The sequence below is a fragment of the Pseudomonas sp. KD5 genome, assembly GCF_012932895.1.
In the GTDB taxonomy this organism is placed as follows: Bacteria; Pseudomonadota; Gammaproteobacteria; order Pseudomonadales; family Pseudomonadaceae; genus Aquipseudomonas.
In genome coordinates this window covers 283,471-301,940 of the sequence record NZ_JDWJ01000001.1, presented here as the reverse complement: position 1 = coordinate 301,940, position 18,470 = coordinate 283,471, and the positions used below count along the sequence as shown (strand labels likewise).

Annotated in this window: 15 protein-coding genes and 1 pseudogene; 9 read left to right on the top strand and 7 right to left on the bottom strand. The window is 59.7% G+C overall.

The genetic code is table 11. From position 1 onward, the window contains the following. Nucleotides 1–96: 96 nt before the first annotated feature. On the top strand, nucleotides 97–534 hold the full coding sequence (locus tag AF70_RS01400; protein WP_007933196.1) for a universal stress protein: 438 nt from the start codon (nucleotides 97–99) through the stop codon (nucleotides 532–534). Nucleotides 535–612: 78 nt separating this feature from the next. Here the strand turns inward: AF70_RS01400 and AF70_RS01395 are convergent, their stop codons facing one another. Further along, a complete protein-coding gene (locus AF70_RS01395) occupies nucleotides 613–2,535 on the bottom strand; it encodes an ATP-binding cassette domain-containing protein (RefSeq protein ID WP_018925314.1) in 1,923 nt (640 codons plus the stop codon). Between the two features lie 213 nt (nucleotides 2,536–2,748). On the opposite strand from AF70_RS01395, the gene AF70_RS01390 reads away from it, so the two are divergent. Continuing rightward, a complete protein-coding gene (locus AF70_RS01390; protein WP_028941160.1) occupies nucleotides 2,749–4,677 on the top strand; it encodes a transglycosylase SLT domain-containing protein in 1,929 nt (642 codons plus the stop codon). 78 nt (nucleotides 4,678–4,755) lie between these two features. Here the strand turns inward: AF70_RS01390 and AF70_RS01385 are convergent, their stop codons facing one another. Next, nucleotides 4,756–6,540 carry an ABC transporter transmembrane domain-containing protein gene (locus AF70_RS01385; RefSeq protein WP_026331762.1) on the bottom strand — a complete coding sequence of 595 codons (1,785 nt, stop codon included), beginning with the start codon at nucleotides 6,538–6,540 and terminating at the stop codon, nucleotides 4,756–4,758. A 268-nt stretch (nucleotides 6,541–6,808) separates the two neighbouring features. Here AF70_RS01385 and AF70_RS01380 point away from each other — a divergent pair, with 268 nt between their 5' ends. Beyond that, nucleotides 6,809–6,988 carry a PA1571 family protein gene (locus AF70_RS01380; RefSeq protein WP_019579910.1) on the top strand — a complete coding sequence of 60 codons (180 nt, stop codon included), beginning with the start codon at nucleotides 6,809–6,811 and terminating at the stop codon, nucleotides 6,986–6,988. Nucleotides 6,989–7,079: 91 nt separating this feature from the next. On the opposite strand, the gene pdxB is transcribed toward AF70_RS01380, so the two are convergent. Beyond that, nucleotides 7,080–8,222: a 4-phosphoerythronate dehydrogenase PdxB gene (gene pdxB, locus AF70_RS01375; RefSeq protein ID WP_028941159.1), complete on the bottom strand. Its 1,143-nt coding sequence runs from the start codon at nucleotides 8,220–8,222 to the stop codon at nucleotides 7,080–7,082. 335 nt (nucleotides 8,223–8,557) lie between these two features. Between pdxB and AF70_RS01370 the strand changes: the two genes are divergently transcribed. Continuing rightward, the gene (locus tag AF70_RS01370; protein ID WP_019579908.1) at nucleotides 8,558–9,967 is read left to right on the top strand and encodes an MATE family efflux transporter; all 1,410 of its coding nucleotides are present in this window, start codon (nucleotides 8,558–8,560) and stop codon (nucleotides 9,965–9,967) included. A 47-nt stretch (nucleotides 9,968–10,014) separates the two neighbouring features. Here AF70_RS01370 and tusA read toward each other — a convergent pair whose 3' ends face one another. After that, nucleotides 10,015–10,266 (bottom strand): sulfurtransferase TusA, encoded by a 252-nt coding sequence (gene tusA, locus AF70_RS01365; RefSeq protein WP_007907805.1) that lies wholly within the window; start codon nucleotides 10,264–10,266, stop codon nucleotides 10,015–10,017. A gap of 77 nt (nucleotides 10,267–10,343) precedes the next feature. After that, complete coding sequence (gene rlmM / locus AF70_RS01360) at nucleotides 10,344–11,417, bottom strand: 23S rRNA (cytidine(2498)-2'-O)-methyltransferase RlmM (RefSeq protein WP_018925308.1); 1,074 nt, start codon at nucleotides 11,415–11,417, stop codon at nucleotides 10,344–10,346. A 222-nt stretch (nucleotides 11,418–11,639) separates the two neighbouring features. On the opposite strand from rlmM, the gene acnA reads away from it, so the two are divergent. The 3 genes from acnA (at nucleotide 11,640) to AF70_RS01345 (ending at nucleotide 16,957) form a co-directional block, all read left to right on the top strand. After that, entirely contained in the window at nucleotides 11,640–14,381 is a 2,742-nt protein-coding gene (acnA, locus tag AF70_RS01355; RefSeq protein ID WP_028941158.1) for an aconitate hydratase AcnA, read from the top strand. A 111-nt stretch (nucleotides 14,382–14,492) separates the two neighbouring features. After that, the gene (locus tag AF70_RS01350) at nucleotides 14,493–15,284 is read left to right on the top strand and encodes a CPBP family intramembrane glutamic endopeptidase (RefSeq protein ID WP_028941157.1); all 792 of its coding nucleotides are present in this window, start codon (nucleotides 14,493–14,495) and stop codon (nucleotides 15,282–15,284) included. A gap of 107 nt (nucleotides 15,285–15,391) precedes the next feature. Further along, nucleotides 15,392–16,957 (top strand): PAS domain-containing methyl-accepting chemotaxis protein, encoded by a 1,566-nt coding sequence (locus AF70_RS01345; protein WP_019579905.1) that lies wholly within the window; start codon nucleotides 15,392–15,394, stop codon nucleotides 16,955–16,957. Here AF70_RS01345 and AF70_RS29730 read toward each other — a convergent pair. Beyond that, complete coding sequence (locus tag AF70_RS29730) at nucleotides 16,947–17,294, bottom strand: hypothetical protein (RefSeq protein WP_230174137.1); 348 nt, start codon at nucleotides 17,292–17,294, stop codon at nucleotides 16,947–16,949. The genes AF70_RS01345 and AF70_RS29730 overlap by 11 nt on opposite strands. On the opposite strand from AF70_RS29730, the gene AF70_RS01335 reads away from it, so the two are divergent. Then, the gene (locus tag AF70_RS01335; RefSeq protein ID WP_231380607.1) at nucleotides 17,289–17,570 is read left to right on the top strand and encodes a type II toxin-antitoxin system YafO family toxin; all 282 of its coding nucleotides are present in this window, start codon (nucleotides 17,289–17,291) and stop codon (nucleotides 17,568–17,570) included. The genes AF70_RS29730 and AF70_RS01335 overlap by 6 nt on opposite strands. An 8-nt stretch (nucleotides 17,571–17,578) precedes the next feature. Next, nucleotides 17,579–17,683, top strand: a pseudogene (locus AF70_RS29950) (aerotaxis receptor Aer); the annotation flags it as partial. Between the two features lie 38 nt (nucleotides 17,684–17,721). Here AF70_RS29950 and AF70_RS01325 read toward each other — a convergent pair. After that, entirely contained in the window at nucleotides 17,722–18,396 is a 675-nt protein-coding gene (locus AF70_RS01325) for an alpha/beta family hydrolase (RefSeq protein WP_028941156.1), read from the bottom strand. Nucleotides 18,397–18,470: the final 74 nt, after the last annotated feature.

The following is an 18,470-nucleotide window of genomic DNA, read 5'->3' as shown; positions in this document are numbered from 1 at the left end:
TCCCGATTCTTGATGAGCCCATTGGGTCACGTTGAAACCAATGCGCTTGAAACCAGCCATACTTACCAATATTGCAATCCTCAGGAGGAGCACCTCATGCCCTACCACCATATTCTGGTCGCTGTAGATCTAACCGAAGAGTGCGATCCTGTAATCCACCGCGCCCGCGAACTTTCGGTGAGCAATGGCGCAAAGCTGTCCCTGGTGCATATCGTCGAGCCGATGGCCATGGCCTTTGGCGGCGACGTGCCGATGGACCTTTCCCAGTTGCAACAGCAACAGTTCGATCAGGCCAAGGAGCGCCTTGAGCGGCTGATCCTGAAATACCCGGAGCTCTCCAAGGAATACAGCCACTTGACCTACGGCCAGCCGCGACAGGAGATTCACCATCTCGCCAAGGAGCAAACGTGCGACCTGATCGTGGTGGGCAGTCATGGCCGGCATGGCCTGGCACTGTTGCTCGGTTCCACTGCCAATGACGTGCTGCACGGCGCGCCTTGCGATGTACTTGCCGTGCGCCTGCAAAAAAGCTGACAACTAGCAACAATAAAACCCTTACGAAAAGCCCGGCATTCACACGAGTGAAGCCGGGCTTTTTTATAGCCGGATCAATCAGGCATCCAGTTCTGCCCAGCGCTCGACCATCACGTCGAGTTCAGCCTGTAACTGCTCAAGCTGAGCGATCACTGCAGCCGTCTCGGCAGGAGGACGCTGATAGAAACCGGCGTCCGCCATCTGCGCTTCAACCACCGCGATTTGCTGCTCCATGGCTTCGATCTGGCCAGGCAAGGCTTCCAGCTCGCGCTGCAACTTGTAGCTGAGTTTCTTTTTTGCCACCGGCGCTGGCGTTTCCACTGCAGCAACCGGCGCAGGTTCGGCGGTCACGACAGCCGAATTCAGGTCGGCTTTGCCGGACTTGCTCTCGGTCACACCCAGCAGGCGCGGCGAGCCGCCCTGACGCAGCCAGTCCTGATAACCGCCGACGTATTCGCGAACCTTGCCTTCGCCTTCGAAGACCAGGGTACTGGTGACCACGTTGTCGAGGAATGCCCGGTCGTGGCTGACCATCAACACGGTGCCGTTGAAGGTCAGCAAGACCTCTTCCAGCAGTTCGAGGGTTTCCACGTCGAGGTCGTTGGTCGGTTCGTCGAGCACCAGCAGGTTCGCCGGTTTGCTGAACAGTTTGGCCAGCAGCAGACGCGCACGCTCACCACCGGACAACGCCTTGACCGGCGTGCGGGCACGCTGCGGGCTGAACAGGAAGTCGCCAAGGTAGCTCAGCACGTGACGGCTCTGGCCATCGATATCGATGAAGTCGCGACCTTCAGCCACGTTGTCGATCACGGTCTTTTCCAGATCCAACTGATGGCGCAACTGGTCGAAATAGGCCACGTCGATGCGCGTCCCCTCTTCCACTGTGCCGCTGGTCGGTTGCAGACCGTTGAGCATCAGCTTCAACAGCGTGGTCTTGCCGGTACCGTTGGCGCCGAGCAGACCGATGCGGTCGCCGCGCTGCAGGACCATCGAGAAATCCTTGATCAGGAACGGGCCGCCCGGGTGAGCGAAACTCACGTTCTCGAGCACCATTACCTGCTTGCCGGACTTGTCGGCGGTATCCAGCTGAATGTTGGCCTTGCCGGTACGCTCACGACGCTCGCTACGCTCGACGCGCAGGGCTTTCAGTGCACGGACACGGCCTTCGTTACGGGTGCGACGCGCCTTGATGCCCTGGCGGATCCAGACTTCTTCTTGGGCCAGTTTCTTATCGAACAGCGCGTTGGCGGTTTCTTCAGCGGCCAATGTGGCCTCTTTGTGCACGAGGAAGCTGGCGTAATCGCCGTTCCAGTCGATCAAGCCGCCGCGATCCAGTTCCAGGATCCGGGTTGCAAGGTTCTGCAGGAATGAACGGTCGTGCGTGATGAACAGCACGGCGCCCTGGAAATCCTTCAGCGCTTCTTCAAGCCAGGCGATGGCACCGATGTCCAGGTGGTTGGTCGGTTCGTCGAGCAGCAGCAGGTCCGGTTCGGAAACCAGGGCCTGGGCCAGCAGGACGCGACGACGCCAGCCGCCGGACAATTCGGCGAGGGTCTTGTCGGCAGGCAACTGCAGACGGCTCAAGGTGCTGTCGACCAGTTGCTGCAAGCGCCAGCCATCTCGGGCTTCGAGGTCGTGCTGGACGTGCATCAGTTTGTCCAGATCGGCGTCAGTGACGATGTTCTGGCTCAGATGGTGATATTCGGCAAGCAACGCGCCAACGCCGTCGAGGCCTTCGGCGACCACGTCGAACACGGTCCGCTCGTCGGCTACCGGCAATTCTTGCGGCAATTCACCAATCTTGAGGCCAGGTGCGCGCCAAACGGAGCCATCGTCGGGCTTCTGGTCGCCCTTGACGAGCTTCATCATGCTGGACTTGCCAGTGCCGTTGCGGCCGATGATGCACACCCGCTCACCACGGGCGATCTGCCAGGACACCTTGTCCAACAACGGCATAGCGCCGAAAGCAAGGGACACATCGCTGAATTTGAGCAGGGTCATGAGCTTCTCCAAAAACCGGGCGCGCATTCTACCTGACTTGAGGCTACAGAAGGCCGGCAATTTCAATGTCGAAGCACTCTGCACAACAATTGTTGCGAACTTATGCTGGCATGTCGGCAAAGCTTTCGCCCGTTGCTGGCAAAAGGCTAAGCTACAGATAATTAGGTGCCGGTTTTATCGGCACTTGTCATGATTTCTCTGCCCGGATGTCTCATGCGCAGTCGCCTTTTCAGTCTTTTTTCATGCTTGCTTCTTACAGCCGCTGCCGTTCAATCCGCCCAGGCGGTAGACCTGTCTACCCAACGACAATATTACGACGAAGCCAAGCGTGCCTTGGCCAAGGGCGATTCCGGCCCATATTTCCGTTATAGCCAGGCGCTCAGCGATTATCCGCTGACACCCTACCTGGCCTATGACGAACTGACCGCGCGACTGAAAACCGCGAACAACGCCGAAATCGAGAGTTTCCTCGCCGAACATGGTGACCTGCCGCAAGCCAACTGGATGAAATTGCGCTGGCTGCGCTGGCTGGCTGAACGCGGCGATTGGGAAACGTTCGTCAAATATTATGACCCCAAGCTCAATTTCACCGAACTGGACTGCCTGAACGCGCAGTATCAGATCAGCCATAACCGTAAGGCCGAAGGTTACGCCAACGCTGACAAACTCTGGCTGAGCGGCAAAACCCGGCCCGAGGCATGCGATGCAGTGTTCGGCATGTGGGCCGCCGATGGTCAACTGACTGAACAGAAACGCTGGGAACGCACCAAGCTCGCCGCCCAGGCCGGCAACTACCCGCTGGCCAACAGCCTGATCAATGGCCTGGCGACCCTCGCCCCGCGCGGTCGCCTGCTGGTGGATGTGGCGCAGAAACCCGAACTGCTGAATCAGCCGTCGCGCTTTACCCCGGCCGATGAGCCGATGTCCGACATCGTCAGCCTTGGCCTGCGCCGCCTGGCCCGTCAGGATCCGGACAGGGCCATGGCCCTGCTCGACGGCTACGCCAGCAGCATGCATTTTTCCCGAGACGAAAAAGTCGCGATCGCCCGGGAAATCGGGCTGACCCTCGCTCGACGTTTTGACAGTCGCGCACTGGACGTGATGACCAAATATGACCCGGAACTGCGGGACAACACCGTTTCGGAATGGCGCTTGCGCCTGCTGTTGCGCCTGGCTCGTTGGGACGACGCCTATCAGTTGACCCGCCGCCTGCCTCAGGACCTGGCCACCACCAACCGCTGGCGTTACTGGCAGGCTCGCACCCTGGAGTTGGCGCAGCCACAGAATCCACAAGCGCAAACGCTTTACAAGGGCCTGGCTCGCGAACGCGACTTCTACGGCTTCCTGGCGGCCGATCGTTCGCAGTCTCCCTACTCGCTGATCAACAAACCGCTGATGCTCAGCCAAGCGCTGATCAACAAGGTGCGCAATACACCCGGTGTGCGCCGCGCGCTGGAGTTCCATGCACGCGGACAGATCGTCGACGGCCGACGTGAGTGGTACCACGTCAGCCAGCATTTCAGTCGTGACGAGATGGTCGCCCAGGCGAAACTGGCCTATGACCTGAAATGGTATTTCCCGGCAATCCGCACCATCAGTAAGGCGCAGTACTGGGACGACCTGGACATCCGCTTCCCGATGGCTCACCGCGATACCCTGGTGCGTGAAGCCAAGGTCCGTGGCCTGCACTCGAGCTGGGTGTTCGCGATCACTCGTCAGGAAAGCGCCTTCATGGACGACGCCCGTTCCGGCGTTGGCGCCAGCGGCTTGATGCAACTGATGCCCGGCACCGCCAAGGAAACCGCGCGCAAGTTCAGCATTCCCCTGGCCTCGCCACAGCAAGTGCTCGATCCGGACAAAAACATCCAGCTCGGCGCCGCTTATCTGAGCCAGGTCCATAGCCAGTTCAACGGCAACCGCGTCCTCGCCTCCGCTGCCTACAACGCCGGCCCCGGCCGCGTGCGTCAATGGCTGCGCGGCGCCGATCACTTGAGTTTCGATGTGTGGGTGGAAAGCATCCCGTTCGACGAAACCCGCCAGTACGTGCAGAACGTGCTGTCGTATTCGGTGATCTACGGCCAGAAGCTCAATTCACCGCAGCCGCTGGTGGATTGGCATGAACGTTACTTTGACGATCAATAAGCCTGCTTTGAAACGCTGACAAAAATGCCCGCATCGATTGATGCGGGCATTTTTATGGTGCTCGACTTGGTCGGTTACTTAGTCAGTTACTTGGTCGATTGGGGTATGGAGCCCATCACTAAACTGCAATGCAGCCAATCGCGCATACAACGCATTGCTCGCAATCAACTCTTGATGCGTCCCCACCGCCACCAGTTTACCTTGGTCCATCACCGCGATTCGGTCAGCGTTTTTCACTGTCGCCAGTCGATGGGCGATGACCAGTGTGGTGCGGTTTTTCATCAGGCTGGGCAGGGCTTGCTGGATCAGGTGCTCGCTCTGGGCGTCGAGGGCGCTGGTGGCTTCGTCGAGCAGCAGGATCGGCGCGTCCACCAACAGTGCCCGGGCGATAGCCAGGCGTTGGCGTTGACCGCCGGACAAACCGAGACCCGCGTCGCCGAGGTGGGTCTGGTAGCCGTTGGGCATTTGCTCGATGAAGTCGTGGGCGTAGGCAATTTTGGCGGCTTCCTGGACCTGGGCCAAAGTCGCCGTCGGGTGGCCGTAGCGAATGTTCTCTTCGATGCTGCCGAAGAACAGCGCCGGGGTTTGCGAGACGAGGGCGAAGCAGCGACGCAGGTCCAGAGGGTCGAGTTGGGTCAGCGGCACACCGTCCAGCAGGATGCGTCCTTCAGCGGGGTCGTAAAAGCGCAACAGCAGGTCATACACCGTCGATTTGCCAGCACCTGACGGCCCGACCAGAGCGAGGGTTTCGCCGGCGTTGATCGTCAGACTCAAACCATCGACGGCATAGCTCTCAGGACGCGACGGGTAGGAAAAGCGCACATCTTGCAGCACCAGATCGCCCTTCACCCGCTCAGGCAAGGTCACCAGCCCATGGGTCGGGGGCTGAATGATGTTTTCCGAACGCAGCAATTCGGCAATCCGTTCCGCCGCCCCTGCTGCTCGCTGCAGTTCGCCGATCACTTCACTCAAGGTGCCGAAGGCGCCGCCGACGATCAGGCTGTAGAAGACAAACGCTGCCAGTTCGCCTGCGGAAATCCGCCCGGCGATCACATCCATGCCGCCGACCCAGAGCATTACCCCGACAGCCCCCAACACCAGCAGGATCACCAGGGTAATCAACCAGGCCCGCTGGAAGATGCGCTTGCGGGCGGTATTGAAAGCCTCTTCCACGGTCGCGGCAAAACGCTGCTCGTCCTGCACCTGATGGTTGTAGGCCTGCACGGTTTTGATCTGACTCAGGGTTTCGGACACATAACTGCCGATATCGGCAACCCGATCCTGGCTCTGGCGCGACAGGGTGCGTACCCGGCGGCCAAAAATCAGAATCGGCGCGACCACCAACGGCAACGCGACCACTACGATGCTGGTCAGCTTGGGGTTGGTAATAAACAACAAGACAATCCCGCCGATCACCATCAGCCCGTTGCGCAGGAACAGCGATAGCGAAGAGCCGATCACCGATTGCAGCAGCGTGGTGTCGGCAGTCAGTCGTGACTGGATCTCGGAGCTGCGGTTGTCTTCATAAAAGCCCGGATGCAGATAGACCAGGTGGTTGAACACCCGACGGCGGATGTCCGCGACAACGCGCTCGCCGATCCACGACACCAGGTAAAAGCGGACAAAGGTGCCGATCGCCAGACCGATCACCAGCAACATGAACAGGCCGATGGACTGATTGAGCAAATGCGTCGACTGGGTCATGAAACCCTGATCCACCAACAGGCGAATCCCCTGCCCCATGGACAAGGTGATGCCGGCAGTGACAATTAACGCCAGCAAGGCGCCTAAGGCCGGCCAGCGATAAGGCGTGATGAAACGGCTGGCCAGGCGAATGGCGCGGCGGTGACGGGCAGAGAGCATGAAGATCATCCGATGATGCAACCAATGGGTTTTGACCCGATCAAGCCTACACCGGTCAATCGGCTTGAACGCTGTAAATCACAATGAGTAACGTTAATTATGACCACCAAGACTAGCGGCTAGAGGTTATTGGTCTAAAGTCCGGGTGGAAACGTCAGGGTATTTCTGATGGACTGAAGAGGCCGACCTGAAAGATCGCAGGGAGTTGTCACAGCCCGGTCACTTGGCGGTTCTACAGTAAGCAAACAACCTGATGAGGAGACAGGCCATGTCCTTGCAAAACAGCAGCGATGACAAGATTCCAGTGATCCGCACGCAGCCAGACCAGTCTCTGGGTTGCTCGATTATTGATGAGGATGGGCGCGAAGTACCGATCACTGAAAGCATGATCCAGGACGCTTGCCGCGAACTGGAAAAGCGATTGGTCAAGCCTGCCGAACAAAAGTGATATAGCCACCGTCTTCTTGACCCGGCCCTGTTGACCGGGTTTTTTATGGGTGTCTGTTTTGTGTGGCTTTTGTAGGGATCCGGTCAGTTTGCTAGGCAGAGGTTGCGCCTAAGGCCGCCACGATCTGCTGCAACGCCGGCGAATCCCCTTCGATCCGCACTTTCAACCCATCGATTTCACGCCGCAGCGGGTAATGTTTGCGCAACGCATCGAACGCCACACGTTGTTCGTTCACATTACCTACAAGGCTGCGTCGGAAATCCGCGTCGTCACGGCGCGGGTCATACACGCCACGGCACAACATCGCCAGCGCCCAGGCCGGATCGGTGTCAGCATTCAACGTAACAGCCGACAGCCATGGCGCTGGCAGCAAATCGTTCAGGCTAACCTGTTCCGGTTGCCCAAGAAATTTGCAAAACGCCTGATAGATCTGCGCCGTCCCGCGCTGTTTGCCGTCGAGGCTGTAGCCGGCAATGTGCGGCGTCGCGATGACACACAACTCCGCCAGCGCTACATCGACTTCAGGCTCAGCCTCCCAGACATCCAGCACCGCTTGCAGATCTTCACGCTGCAACAGCACCTGACGCAGGGCGGCGTTGTCGATCACCGGGCCACGACTTGCGTTGATCAGCCAGGTGCCGGGTTTGAGTTGGTTTAAACGGTTTTTATCGAACAGATGCCAGGTTGCCTGAGGACCCTGTTTGTCCAGCGGCGTGTGCAGGCTGACGACATCGCATTGCTCGATGATCTGCTCGAGACTGACGTAATCGCCCCCTTCAGCGGCTTGCCGTGGCGGATCGCAAACCAGCACATTCCAGCCCAGGCCTTGCAGAACCTTGACCAGCCGCCCGCCCACCTCGCCGGCGCCGACCACGCCGTAAGTGCGCTGAGTCAGGTCGGCACCTTCGATTTCGGCCAGGGTCAGCAAGCTGCCCAGCACGTAATCGACCACACCCCGGGCATTGCAGCCTGGCGCGCTGGACCAGGTGATGCCGGCCTGCTGAAAGTAGTCCAGATCCAAATGATCGGTGCCGATGGTGCATGTGCCGACAAAGCGCACTTTGCTGCCTTCGAGCAATGCGCGATTGACGTTGGTCACTGAGCGCACCAGCAGCACATCGGCCTGTTCGACGGTGGCGCGGTCGATGGAACGTCCCGGCACTCGGCGGATTTCACCGAAACCTTCGAAGAAGGCATCGAGCAGCGGGATATTTTCGTCGGCAACAATCAACATGGCAGGCTCCTTTGGCGGACCGGCAGTTTAGGCGCAGATGGAGGTGATGAGCCAGCAGGTATTAAGCACCTTAGTTGCCCCCCTGTGGCGAGGGAGCTTGCTCCCATCCGGCTGCAAAGCAGTCGCAAAGACTGATGCCGCGGTGTGCCTGAAGGAACTGGACAGCTGCTTTTGGGGCTGCTGCGCAGCCCAGCGGGAGCAAGCTCCCTCGCCACAGGGAGTGGGGGATGCCTGTAAAACTGATTACAAATCCGCAACACAGGATTTTTCCTGACCATTGCGTCAAGGCGTAGAATGCGCCGCCTCGCGCATCAAAATCCTTTGGACGTTTCGCCTTGAATTCCGTGACCGACCCCACCGCCGCTATTTCCCTCAACCGCCCGGCCCGGGTTCGCCTGGAGCTGAAAAACCTGCTCGGCCTGGCGTTGCCGATCATGATCGCGCAACTGGCGACCACCGCCATGGGCTTCGTCGATGCGGTGATGGCGGGACGGGTCGGGCCTCGCGATCTTGCGGCCGTCGCGTTAGGCAACTCGATCTGGGTGCCGGTGTTTCTGTTGATGACCGGTACGCTGCTGGCCACCACCCCGAAAGTCGCCCAGCGCTTCGGTGCCGGCACTCACAGCGAGATCGGCCCGATCGTTCGTCAGGCCTTGTGGCTGGCGTTGGTGGTGGGTTTGATGGCGACCGGCCTGCTGTTCAGCGCCGAACCGATCCTGCATATCATGAAGGTCGATCCCGAGCTGATCGGCCCGTGCATGCAGTACCTGCACGGCATCGCCAGCGGCCTGCCCGCCGTCGCGTTCTATCACGTATTGCGCTGCTTCAGTGATGGCCTGGGTCGCACGCGTCCGGCCATGGTCCTTGGCTTGTGCGGGCTGGCGCTGAATATTCCGCTCAATTACATTTTCATCTATGGCCACTTTGGTGTGCCGGCGATGGGCGGTGTCGGCTGCGGCTGGGCCACGGCAATCGTGATGTGGGTGATGGCGCTGGGGATGGCCGGCTGGGAACGGTGGGCGCCAGCCTATCAGTCGAGCCAGTTGTTCAGCCGTTTCGACTGGCCCCAGTGGGCGGTGATCAAACGTTTGCTGGGCATCGGCCTGCCAATCGGCATCGCCGTTTTCGCCGAGTCGAGCATCTTTGCGGTGATCGCCCTGCTGATCGGCAGCCTCGGCGCCACGGTGGTCGCCGGGCACCAGATCGCCCTGAATTTCAGCTCACTGGTGTTCATGATCCCCTACTCCCTGGGCATGGCCGTGACCGTGCGGGTCGGCCAGGCACTGGGCCGTGAAGAACCACGCGAAGCACGCTTCGCCGCCGGGGTCGGTATGGGCACGGCACTGGCTTATGCGTGCATTTCCGCAAGCATGATGCTGTTGCTGCGTGAACCCATCGCCGCAATCTACACCGCCGATCCGACGGTGATTCACGTAGCCGCGATGCTGATTGTGTACTCGGCGCTGTTCCAGTTTTCCGATGCGATCCAGGTGACAGCGGCCGGCGCACTGCGCGGCTATCAAGACACGCGAGTGACGATGATCCTGACGCTGTTCGCTTATTGGGGCATCGGTTTGCCGGTGGGTTACGCCTTGGGCCTGACCGATTGGTTCAGCGCGCCGAGTGGCCCGAGCGGGCTGTGGCAGGGTTTGATCGTCGGCTTGAGTTGCGCGGCGCTGATGCTGTCGATCCGCCTGGCACGCAGCGCACGCAAACGGATCCGCATCAGCCGTTCGGCCGGTTAAGCGAGCGCAAAAAAAGGGCCTGCACATGCAGGCCTTTTTTGTGCCCGTTAAGCGAGTTTCTTGCGGATCCAATACAGGTAGGTGCCTGCCTCTTCGTGCTGCGCCACCAACTCGTGGTCGAGGAACACGCAGAACTTGGGGATGTCGCGACGGGTCGACGGGTCAGTGGCGATCACCTTCAGCAGGCCGCCGGGCACCAGGTCACGGATGTGCTGGTGCAGCATCATCACCGGTTCCGGGCAATTGAGGCCGGTGGCGTCGAGGGTGCCGTCGACCGGCGTATCGATCATTTCACTCATGGTTTACTCCTGAAACTTGCCGGCATTGTCGCGCATTGCCGGGTGTTCGGTCACCTGTGGGAGCGGGACCGTGTGAATCAGCGGGATTTCGGTTTTTTCACGTCAAGCCGGCGCAAATGGCAGGTCACTTCTTCACGGTCGTGATACAGCTGCTTGCAGCCGATTTCAACCCGAATGCCCCGCGCCTTGAACCCCTCGGCAATACGCTCCAGCAAGCGCTTCACTTCGGCATAACGCTGTTTCATCGGCAGCTTGAGGTTGACCACCGCTTCCCGGCAATGCCCCTCGCCAATCCATTCTTCCAGCATCGCCGCGTTGCGCGCCGGCTTCTCGACAATGTCACAGACCATCCAGTCCACCGGCTGTTTGGGCTTGAAGGTGAAACCGTCGGCCATCAAGTGCTGCACCAGACCGGTATCCATCAGGCTTTCGGCCATCGGGCCGTTGTCGATGGCGGTCACCAGCATGCCGCGGTTGACCAGTTGCCAGGTCCAGCCACCAGGTGCGGCTCCGAGGTCGACACCGGTCATGTCGCTGTGCAGACGCTCATCCCACTGGTCGCGGGGAATGAAGTGATGCCAGGCCTCTTCCAGCTTCAACGTCGAACGGCTCGGCGCTTCACGGGGGAACTTCAGGCGTGGAATGCCCATCGGCCACATCGCCGAGTTGTTCGACTCCGCCAGCCCCATGAACACTTCGCGGCCGCTCTTGAAGGTCAGCAACAGACGCGGCTTGTTGGGGTCTTCCACCAGTTTGCCGGCCGCCATCAGCGCCTTGCGCAGGTGCACTTCAAACTTCTTGCAGAAGTTCGACAGCTCTTTGCCATCGTTGGTGTCGACCATTTCCAGCCACAGGCTGCCGCACAGCGGGAAGTCCGCCATGTGGGCGAGGATCACGCTGATGCGGTCGGTTTCCGGCAGATCAATAAAGATCCCACGGGCCCACTGGCGCGGGAAGATCAGGTCGGCGAAACGCTGGCCACGCATCAGGCGCTCGGCACCGTCTTCTTCGGTGCAGATGAATTCGGCATAGGCGCTGGCGGTCTTGGCCTTCGCATAACCGGCCACGTTCAGCCGCGCGGCATGTTCGGAAATCTCGGAACAGACTTCGCCTTCGAAGCCCGGTCGGCAATGCATAAAGAGGGTGTTCATTCTTACTCCTGGGCAGTTGGCGGAAAAATTGCGCCACTGCGCGATGCCCAGACTTGCGTTGAAGCAAAGCCTGTCACGAAAACCGGCGCATGATAGCCGAGTTCGGAACCTTGGACTTGCCCTTAGGGTCCAGTTATTAGCCTTAAGCACCAAACAGGACTAGGTTTAAACCTCTGCCCGTCCCTCAGTCCGTAGCCGTGTGGACTTAAAGGAGTCATTTCAATGCCGTCCCTCGATAGCCTGAAAACCCTTAAAACCTTACAAGTCGACGACAAGACCTATCACTACTTCAGCTTGCCCGAAGCCGCCAAGAGCCTGGGTGATCTCGACAAGCTGCCCATGTCGTTGAAAGTGTTGCTGGAAAACCTGCTGCGCTGGGAGGACGAGAAAACCGTCACCGGCGCCGATCTCAAGGCGATTGCCGCCTGGCTCAAGGAGCGTCGCTCCGACCGCGAAATCCAATACCGCCCCGCGCGGGTATTGATGCAGGACTTTACCGGCGTCCCGGCCGTAGTCGACCTGGCCGCCATGCGCGCCGCCATGGCCAAGGCCGGTGGCGACCCGCAGCGCATCAATCCGCTGTCGCCGGTGGACCTGGTGATCGACCACTCGGTGATGGTCGACAAATTCGCCAGCAGTAGCGCCTTCGAACAGAACGTCGACATCGAAATGCAGCGCAACCACGAGCGCTACGCCTTCCTGCGCTGGGGCCAGAGCGCCTTCGACAACTTCAGCGTGGTGCCGCCGGGCACCGGCATCTGTCACCAGGTAAACCTTGAATATCTGGGTCGCACGGTCTGGACCAAGGATGAGGACGGCCGCACCTATGCCTTCCCGGACACCCTGGTCGGCACCGATTCCCACACCACCATGATCAACGGACTCGGCGTACTCGGCTGGGGCGTCGGCGGGATCGAAGCGGAAGCGGCGATGCTTGGTCAACCGGTGTCGATGCTGATTCCGGAAGTGATCGGCTTCAAACTCACTGGCAAGCTCAAGGAAGGCATCACCGCCACCGACCTGGTGCTGACCGTCACCCAGATGCTGCGCAAGAAAGGTGTGGTCGGCAAATTCGTCGAGTTCTACGGCGACGGCCTCGCCGACCTGCCGCTGGCCGACCGCGCGACCATTGCTAACATGGCTCCGGAATACGGCGCCACCTGCGGCTTCTTCCCGGTGGACGAGGTGACCCTGGAATACTTGCGCCTGTCCGGCCGCACCACGGAAACCGTGAAACTGGTGGAGGCCTACAGCAAGACCCAGGGCCTGTGGCGCCTGCCCGGCAAAGAGCCGGTGTTCACCGACAGCCTGGCGCTGGACATGGGCAGCGTCGAAGCCAGCCTCGCCGGGCCGAAGCGCCCACAAGACCGCGTCTCGTTGCCGAATGTCGCGCAAGCGTTCACTGACTTTCTCGGCCTGCAAGTCAAACCGACCAGCAAGGAAGAAGGTCGCCTCGAAAGTGAGGGCGGCGGTGGTGTCGCAGTGGGCAACGCCGATCTGATCGGTGAGGCGGACTACGCCCACGAAGGCCATACGCATCGGCTGAAAAACGGTGCGGTGGTGATTGCCGCGATCACCTCTTGCACCAACACCTCCAACCCCAGCGTGATGATGGCGGCCGGGCTGCTGGCGAAAAAAGCCGTGGAAAAAGGCCTCAAGCGCAAACCGTGGGTCAAGAGTTCGCTGGCCCCCGGTTCGAAAGTGGTCACCGACTACTACAAGGCAGCCGGCCTGACCCACTACCTCGACCAACTCGGTTTTGCCCTGGTCGGTTATGGCTGCACCACCTGCATCGGCAACTCCGGGCCGTTGCCGGAGCCGATTGAAAAAGCCATCCAGAAAGCCGACCTGACCGTCGCCTCGGTGCTGTCGGGCAACCGCAACTTCGAAGGCCGCGTGCATCCGCTGGTGAAAACCAACTGGCTGGCCTCCCCGCCGTTGGTCGTCGCCTATGCGTTGGCCGGCACGGTGCGCATCGACATCAGCAGCGAGCCCTTGGGACACGACAAGGACGGCCACCCGGTTTATCTGCGAGACATTTGGCCGAGCACCAAGGAAATCGCCGACGCAGTGACTCAGGTGAACACCGCGATGTTCCACAAGGAGTACGCCGAAGTGTTCGCCGGCGACGAGCAGTGGCAAGCCATCGAAGTGCCGCAGGCGGCGACTTATGTCTGGAACAACGATTCGACGTATATCCAGCATCCGCCCTTCTTCGATGACATTGGCGGTCCTGCGCCGGTGGTCAAGGATGTCGAAGGGGCGAAAGTCCTCGCACTGCTCGGCGACTCGGTGACCACCGACCACATCTCCCCGGCCGGCAACATCAAGACCGACAGCCCCGCCGGCCGTTACCTGCGTGAACAAGGAGTGGAACCGCGGGACTTCAACTCCTACGGCTCACGTCGCGGCAACCACGAAGTGATGATGCGCGGCACCTTCGCCAACATCCGCATTCGCAACGAAATGCTCGGCGGTGAAGAAGGCGGCAACACGATTTACATTCCGACCGGGGAAAAACTGCCGATCTACGACGCGGCCATGCGTTACCAGGCATCGGGCACGCCGCTGGTGGTGATCGCCGGGCAAGAATACGGCACCGGATCGAGCCGTGACTGGGCGGCCAAGGGCACCAACCTGCTGGGGGTCAAAGCCGTCATCGCAGAAAGCTTCGAGCGGATTCACCGTTCAAATCTGGTGGGCATGGGCGTGTTGCCGCTGCAGTTCAAGCTGGATCAGAACCGCAAGAGCCTGAACCTCACCGGCAAGGAAACCCTGGACATTCTTGGCCTGACGGGCGTCGAACTGACTCCGCGGATGAACCTGACGCTGGTCATCACCCGTGAAGACGGCAGCCAGGAGAAGGTCGAGGTATTGTGCCGGATCGATACCCTGAACGAAGTGGAGTACTTCAAGGCCGGAGGGATTTTGCATTACGTGTTGCGGCAGTTGATTGCCTCGTAACAGCCAGCTGACAACGACACCGCCTTCGGGCGGTGTTTTTGTTTGGGCGGTGTATGTCTCTATAATTGCGCGCCCCAAGAAAACAGGCACCTCCGCCCTCAAGGACTTCAAATGATCGCTCTGCCATGGATCTATCTGGCACTTCTCTCGCTCGGCTACGGCCTGGCTTTGATCTACGGCCATCTCGGCTGGCTGGCTGCCATTTCTTTCGGGTTACTGCTGATCGCCGGTTTCGCCGTTCGCCAACAACAGATTCCCCTCGGCCGCTACCTCGGCCACGGCTTGTTCATCGTCCTGGCGGTGGCGCTGGCGACACACTGGCTTCCCGGTTTCTACAACGGTCGAGCCATCGATCCCCAGCGTTTCACCGACGATGCCGTGCGGTTCGCCATGTACCTGAATCTGGACAAACCCCTGATCGGCTTCTGGCTGTTGCTGGTTTGTCCGTGGATTATCGGCCGGCGCTCCCTGCGCCTGTCCGTGTATGCCACCGCCCTCGCCCTGACCGTGAGTGCCGTACTGGCTCTGGGTGGTGCGCTATTGCTGGGGGTGATCAGTTGGGCACCGAAATGGCCGGATCAGGCCTGGCTGTGGATGCTGAACAATCTGTTGCTGGTGACGCTGGTGGAAGAAGCGCTGTTTCGCGGCTACATCCAGGGCGGTCTGAGCCGGCAGTTTAAACACCTGCCTTATGGCGAAAGCCTCGCGCTGGTGCTCGCATCATTGCTATTTGGCCTCGTTCATCTGGGCGCTGGCTGGCAATGGGTGTTACTGGCGAGCCTGGCCGGTATCGGCTATGGCCTGGCTTACCGATTCGGTGGGTTAGGTGCGGCCATCGCCACCCATTTTGGTTTGAATCTGCTGCATTTCGGCTTGTTCACGTATCCGATGCTCGCGGGATGATGACGCAGCGGTCGTTTTGCGACGCGTTACTGATTTATTGAAAAAAAACTTCAATAAATGCCCGACGATGCCGATACACCATCAAAGCCTTGCGGATTGAAAAAGCCATGCGTAACAACCAGCCCATTACACAACGCGAACGGACCTTCCCGGCTCAGCAACGGTTGATTTCCACCACCGATGCCAAGGGCATGATCACCTACTGCAACGATGCTTTCATCGAAATCAGCGGGTTTTCGCGTGAGGAACTGATCCGTGCGCCGCATAACCTGGTTCGTCACCCCGACGTCCCGGCTGCGGTGTTCGCGCACATGTGGGGCACACTGAAACAAGGCTTGCCATGGATGGGCATTGTCAAGAATCGCTGCAAGACCGGTGACCACTACTGGGTCAACGCCTATGTCACACCGGTGTTCGAAGGCAATCAGGTGATCGGTTACGAGTCGGTGCGGGTCAAGCCCACCGCCGAGCAGATCCGCCGTGCCGAAGCGCTCTACCAACGCATCAACCAGGGCAAGTCCGCCGTTCCTCAAAGAGATAAGTGGTTGCCAGTACTTCAGGATTGGCTGCCGTTCATTCTGGTCAGCCAGTTGAGCTTCATGATCGGCGCCACCCTGACGTCGCAATGGGGCTTCGCCCTCGCCGCCGGTCTTTCGGTGCCGTTGGGCTTGATGGGCTTGAGCTGGCAACAGCGCGGCATCAAGCGTTTGCTGCGCCTGGCCGAACAGACCACGTCCGACCCGCTGATCGCGCAGATGTACACCGACAGCCGAGGTGCCCAGGCACGCTTGGAAATGTCCATTCTCAGCCAGGAAGCTCGCCTGAAAACCTGCCTGACGCGCCTGCAAGACACCGCCGAGCATCTGAACGAACAAGCGAAACAGTCCGACACGCTGGCTCACAACAGCTCCACCGGCCTGGAACGTCAGCGCGTCGAAACCGAGCAAGTGGCGACCGCCGTCAATCAGATGGCCGCTACCACTCAGGAAGTCGCCAGTCACGTGCAGCGCACCGCCGACGCCACTCAGGAAGCCAATCGCCTGACCGGTCGCGGTCGCGACATCGCAGGTGAAACCCGCGAAGCCATTCAACGCCTGTCAGTGGTGGTCGGTGAAACCGGCCTGACCGTTACGCAACTGGCCAAGGACAGCGACGAAATCGGCGGCGTGGTAGACGTGATCAAAGGCATTGCCGACCAGACCAACCTGCTCGCCTTGAACGCTGCGATCGAAGCCGCGCGTGCCGGTGAGATGGGTCGTGGTTTTGCGGTGGTGGCCGACGAAGTGCGCCAATTGGCGCAGCGCACCAGCGAATCCACCGGGCAGATCCACGCCCTGATCGCCAAGCTGCAACAAACCGCCAGCACGGCGGTGCAAACCATGGAGGCCGGCCATCGCCAGGCCGAAGAAGGTGTGGCGCGGGTATTGGAAGCGGATCAGGCGCTGGTGGGCATCAGCGAAGCGGTAGCCCACATCACTGACATGACCACCCAAATCGCTGCTGCGACCGAAGAGCAAAGTTCGGTGGCCGAAGAAATCAGCCGCAACATCAGCAACATCTCGCAACTGGCTGATCAGACCTCGGAACAGGCACAGAACTCGGCGCTGCTGAGTGAAGAACTGACCAAGACCGCGAATACCCAGTATTCGTTGGTGGAGCGGTTTAACCGCTGATCGTGGTCGAAAAACAAAAAACCCGGACAGCGAAAGCTTCCGGGTTTAATGAGATGGTCAGCCTGACCGAGAAGCCCTGCAGGTTTACGCTTGCAGGGCTTTTCTCGTTTTCGGCGGAGGATCTCTCATGAACACGATGACGCTTCTCGGTATCGACATTGGCAAACACAGTTTCCACCTGCATGGCCATGGATGCCAGCTGCCAAAATCTCTGCACTTTTTGAACAAATAAACAACTGGCAAAACTTCGCCGCACACTTTTACAACTACAAAGTTGTGCGGCGAACTGCCGACTATTTTCGGGCGAGACGAACGGCTCGACCTCAGCGATATGCACCACATCCACCTGGCAAGCACTCAAGCGATTCAAGCCCAATGGGCAAAAATCGACCGCCAGTATTACCGAACCGCTCTGGTTGAAGATCCTGACAATGACTTCTGGCTGATCTATGCCTTTGACGCCTTTCGGGATGAATACCTTTTGCTGACTGTCACCGGCCCTGATGCCCATAACCGAAGTGAGTGGGGTTCATTCCTGCGCACTGTGCATTGTGAAATCGTTGGGCCTTGGGTAGTGGGTAAAGTCATCTTTCCCGACCTGGACGACTGTTGATTCAAATGACGGACCAGACCTCGGAACAGGCACAAAACTCGGCGCTGCTGAGTGAGGAACTGACCAAGACCGCGAATACCCAGTATTCGTTGGTGGAGCGGTTTAACCGCTGACAACAAAGTCAAAGGCTGCGATCTTTTGATCTTGCTTCTCACAGAAACCCGGCGACTTTCTTCGCTGTCGCGTCCAAATGCTGCTCATGCGTAAACCCCGAAGCCTTCAACGGTTTCAAATCATGGTCCGCCGCCCCCAGCCAGAATACTTCGATACCTGGTGCCAACGTGTAAGCCTCAACGGCTTCACGATTCCCCAGCGCATCGCGCTCGCCCTGCACAATCAACGTCCGTGTCTTTAGCGCAGCCAAATGCTCAACCCGAGGTTTCTCCGGTTTGCCGACGGCATAGAACGGATAACCGAGGCACACCAGCGCATCCGCTTCCAGCTCATCGGCCAAAAGACTGGCCATCCGCCCGCCCATGGACTTGCCGCCAATGGCCAGACGCCCAGTGACATGGCGTCGCACCACGGCATACACCTCACGCCAGCATTCCAGCAGTTTCGGTGCCGGGTTCGGTGGGCGCTTGCCGCCGTCCACTCGCCGCTGGGCCATGTACGGAAACTCGAAGCGCAACACGTTGACGCCTTGCGCGGCAAGGCGCGCAGCCATGTCGCTCATCCAGCCGCTGTCCATCGGCGCACCGGCGCCATGGGCGAGAATCAGTGTCGCCGAGGCCGGTACCGAGGCGGCATTCCACAGCCATCCGTGATCCCGCACGCACTGCGCCCATTGATCCCCGTCAATACTGGCCTTGTGCTGTTTGTCCATGCTTGCCTCGCTTTTAGTCTGCCTATAACTCCAGGCGAAGGGAGCGTTGCCTTGCGCACGCGTTCTCCTTCGGC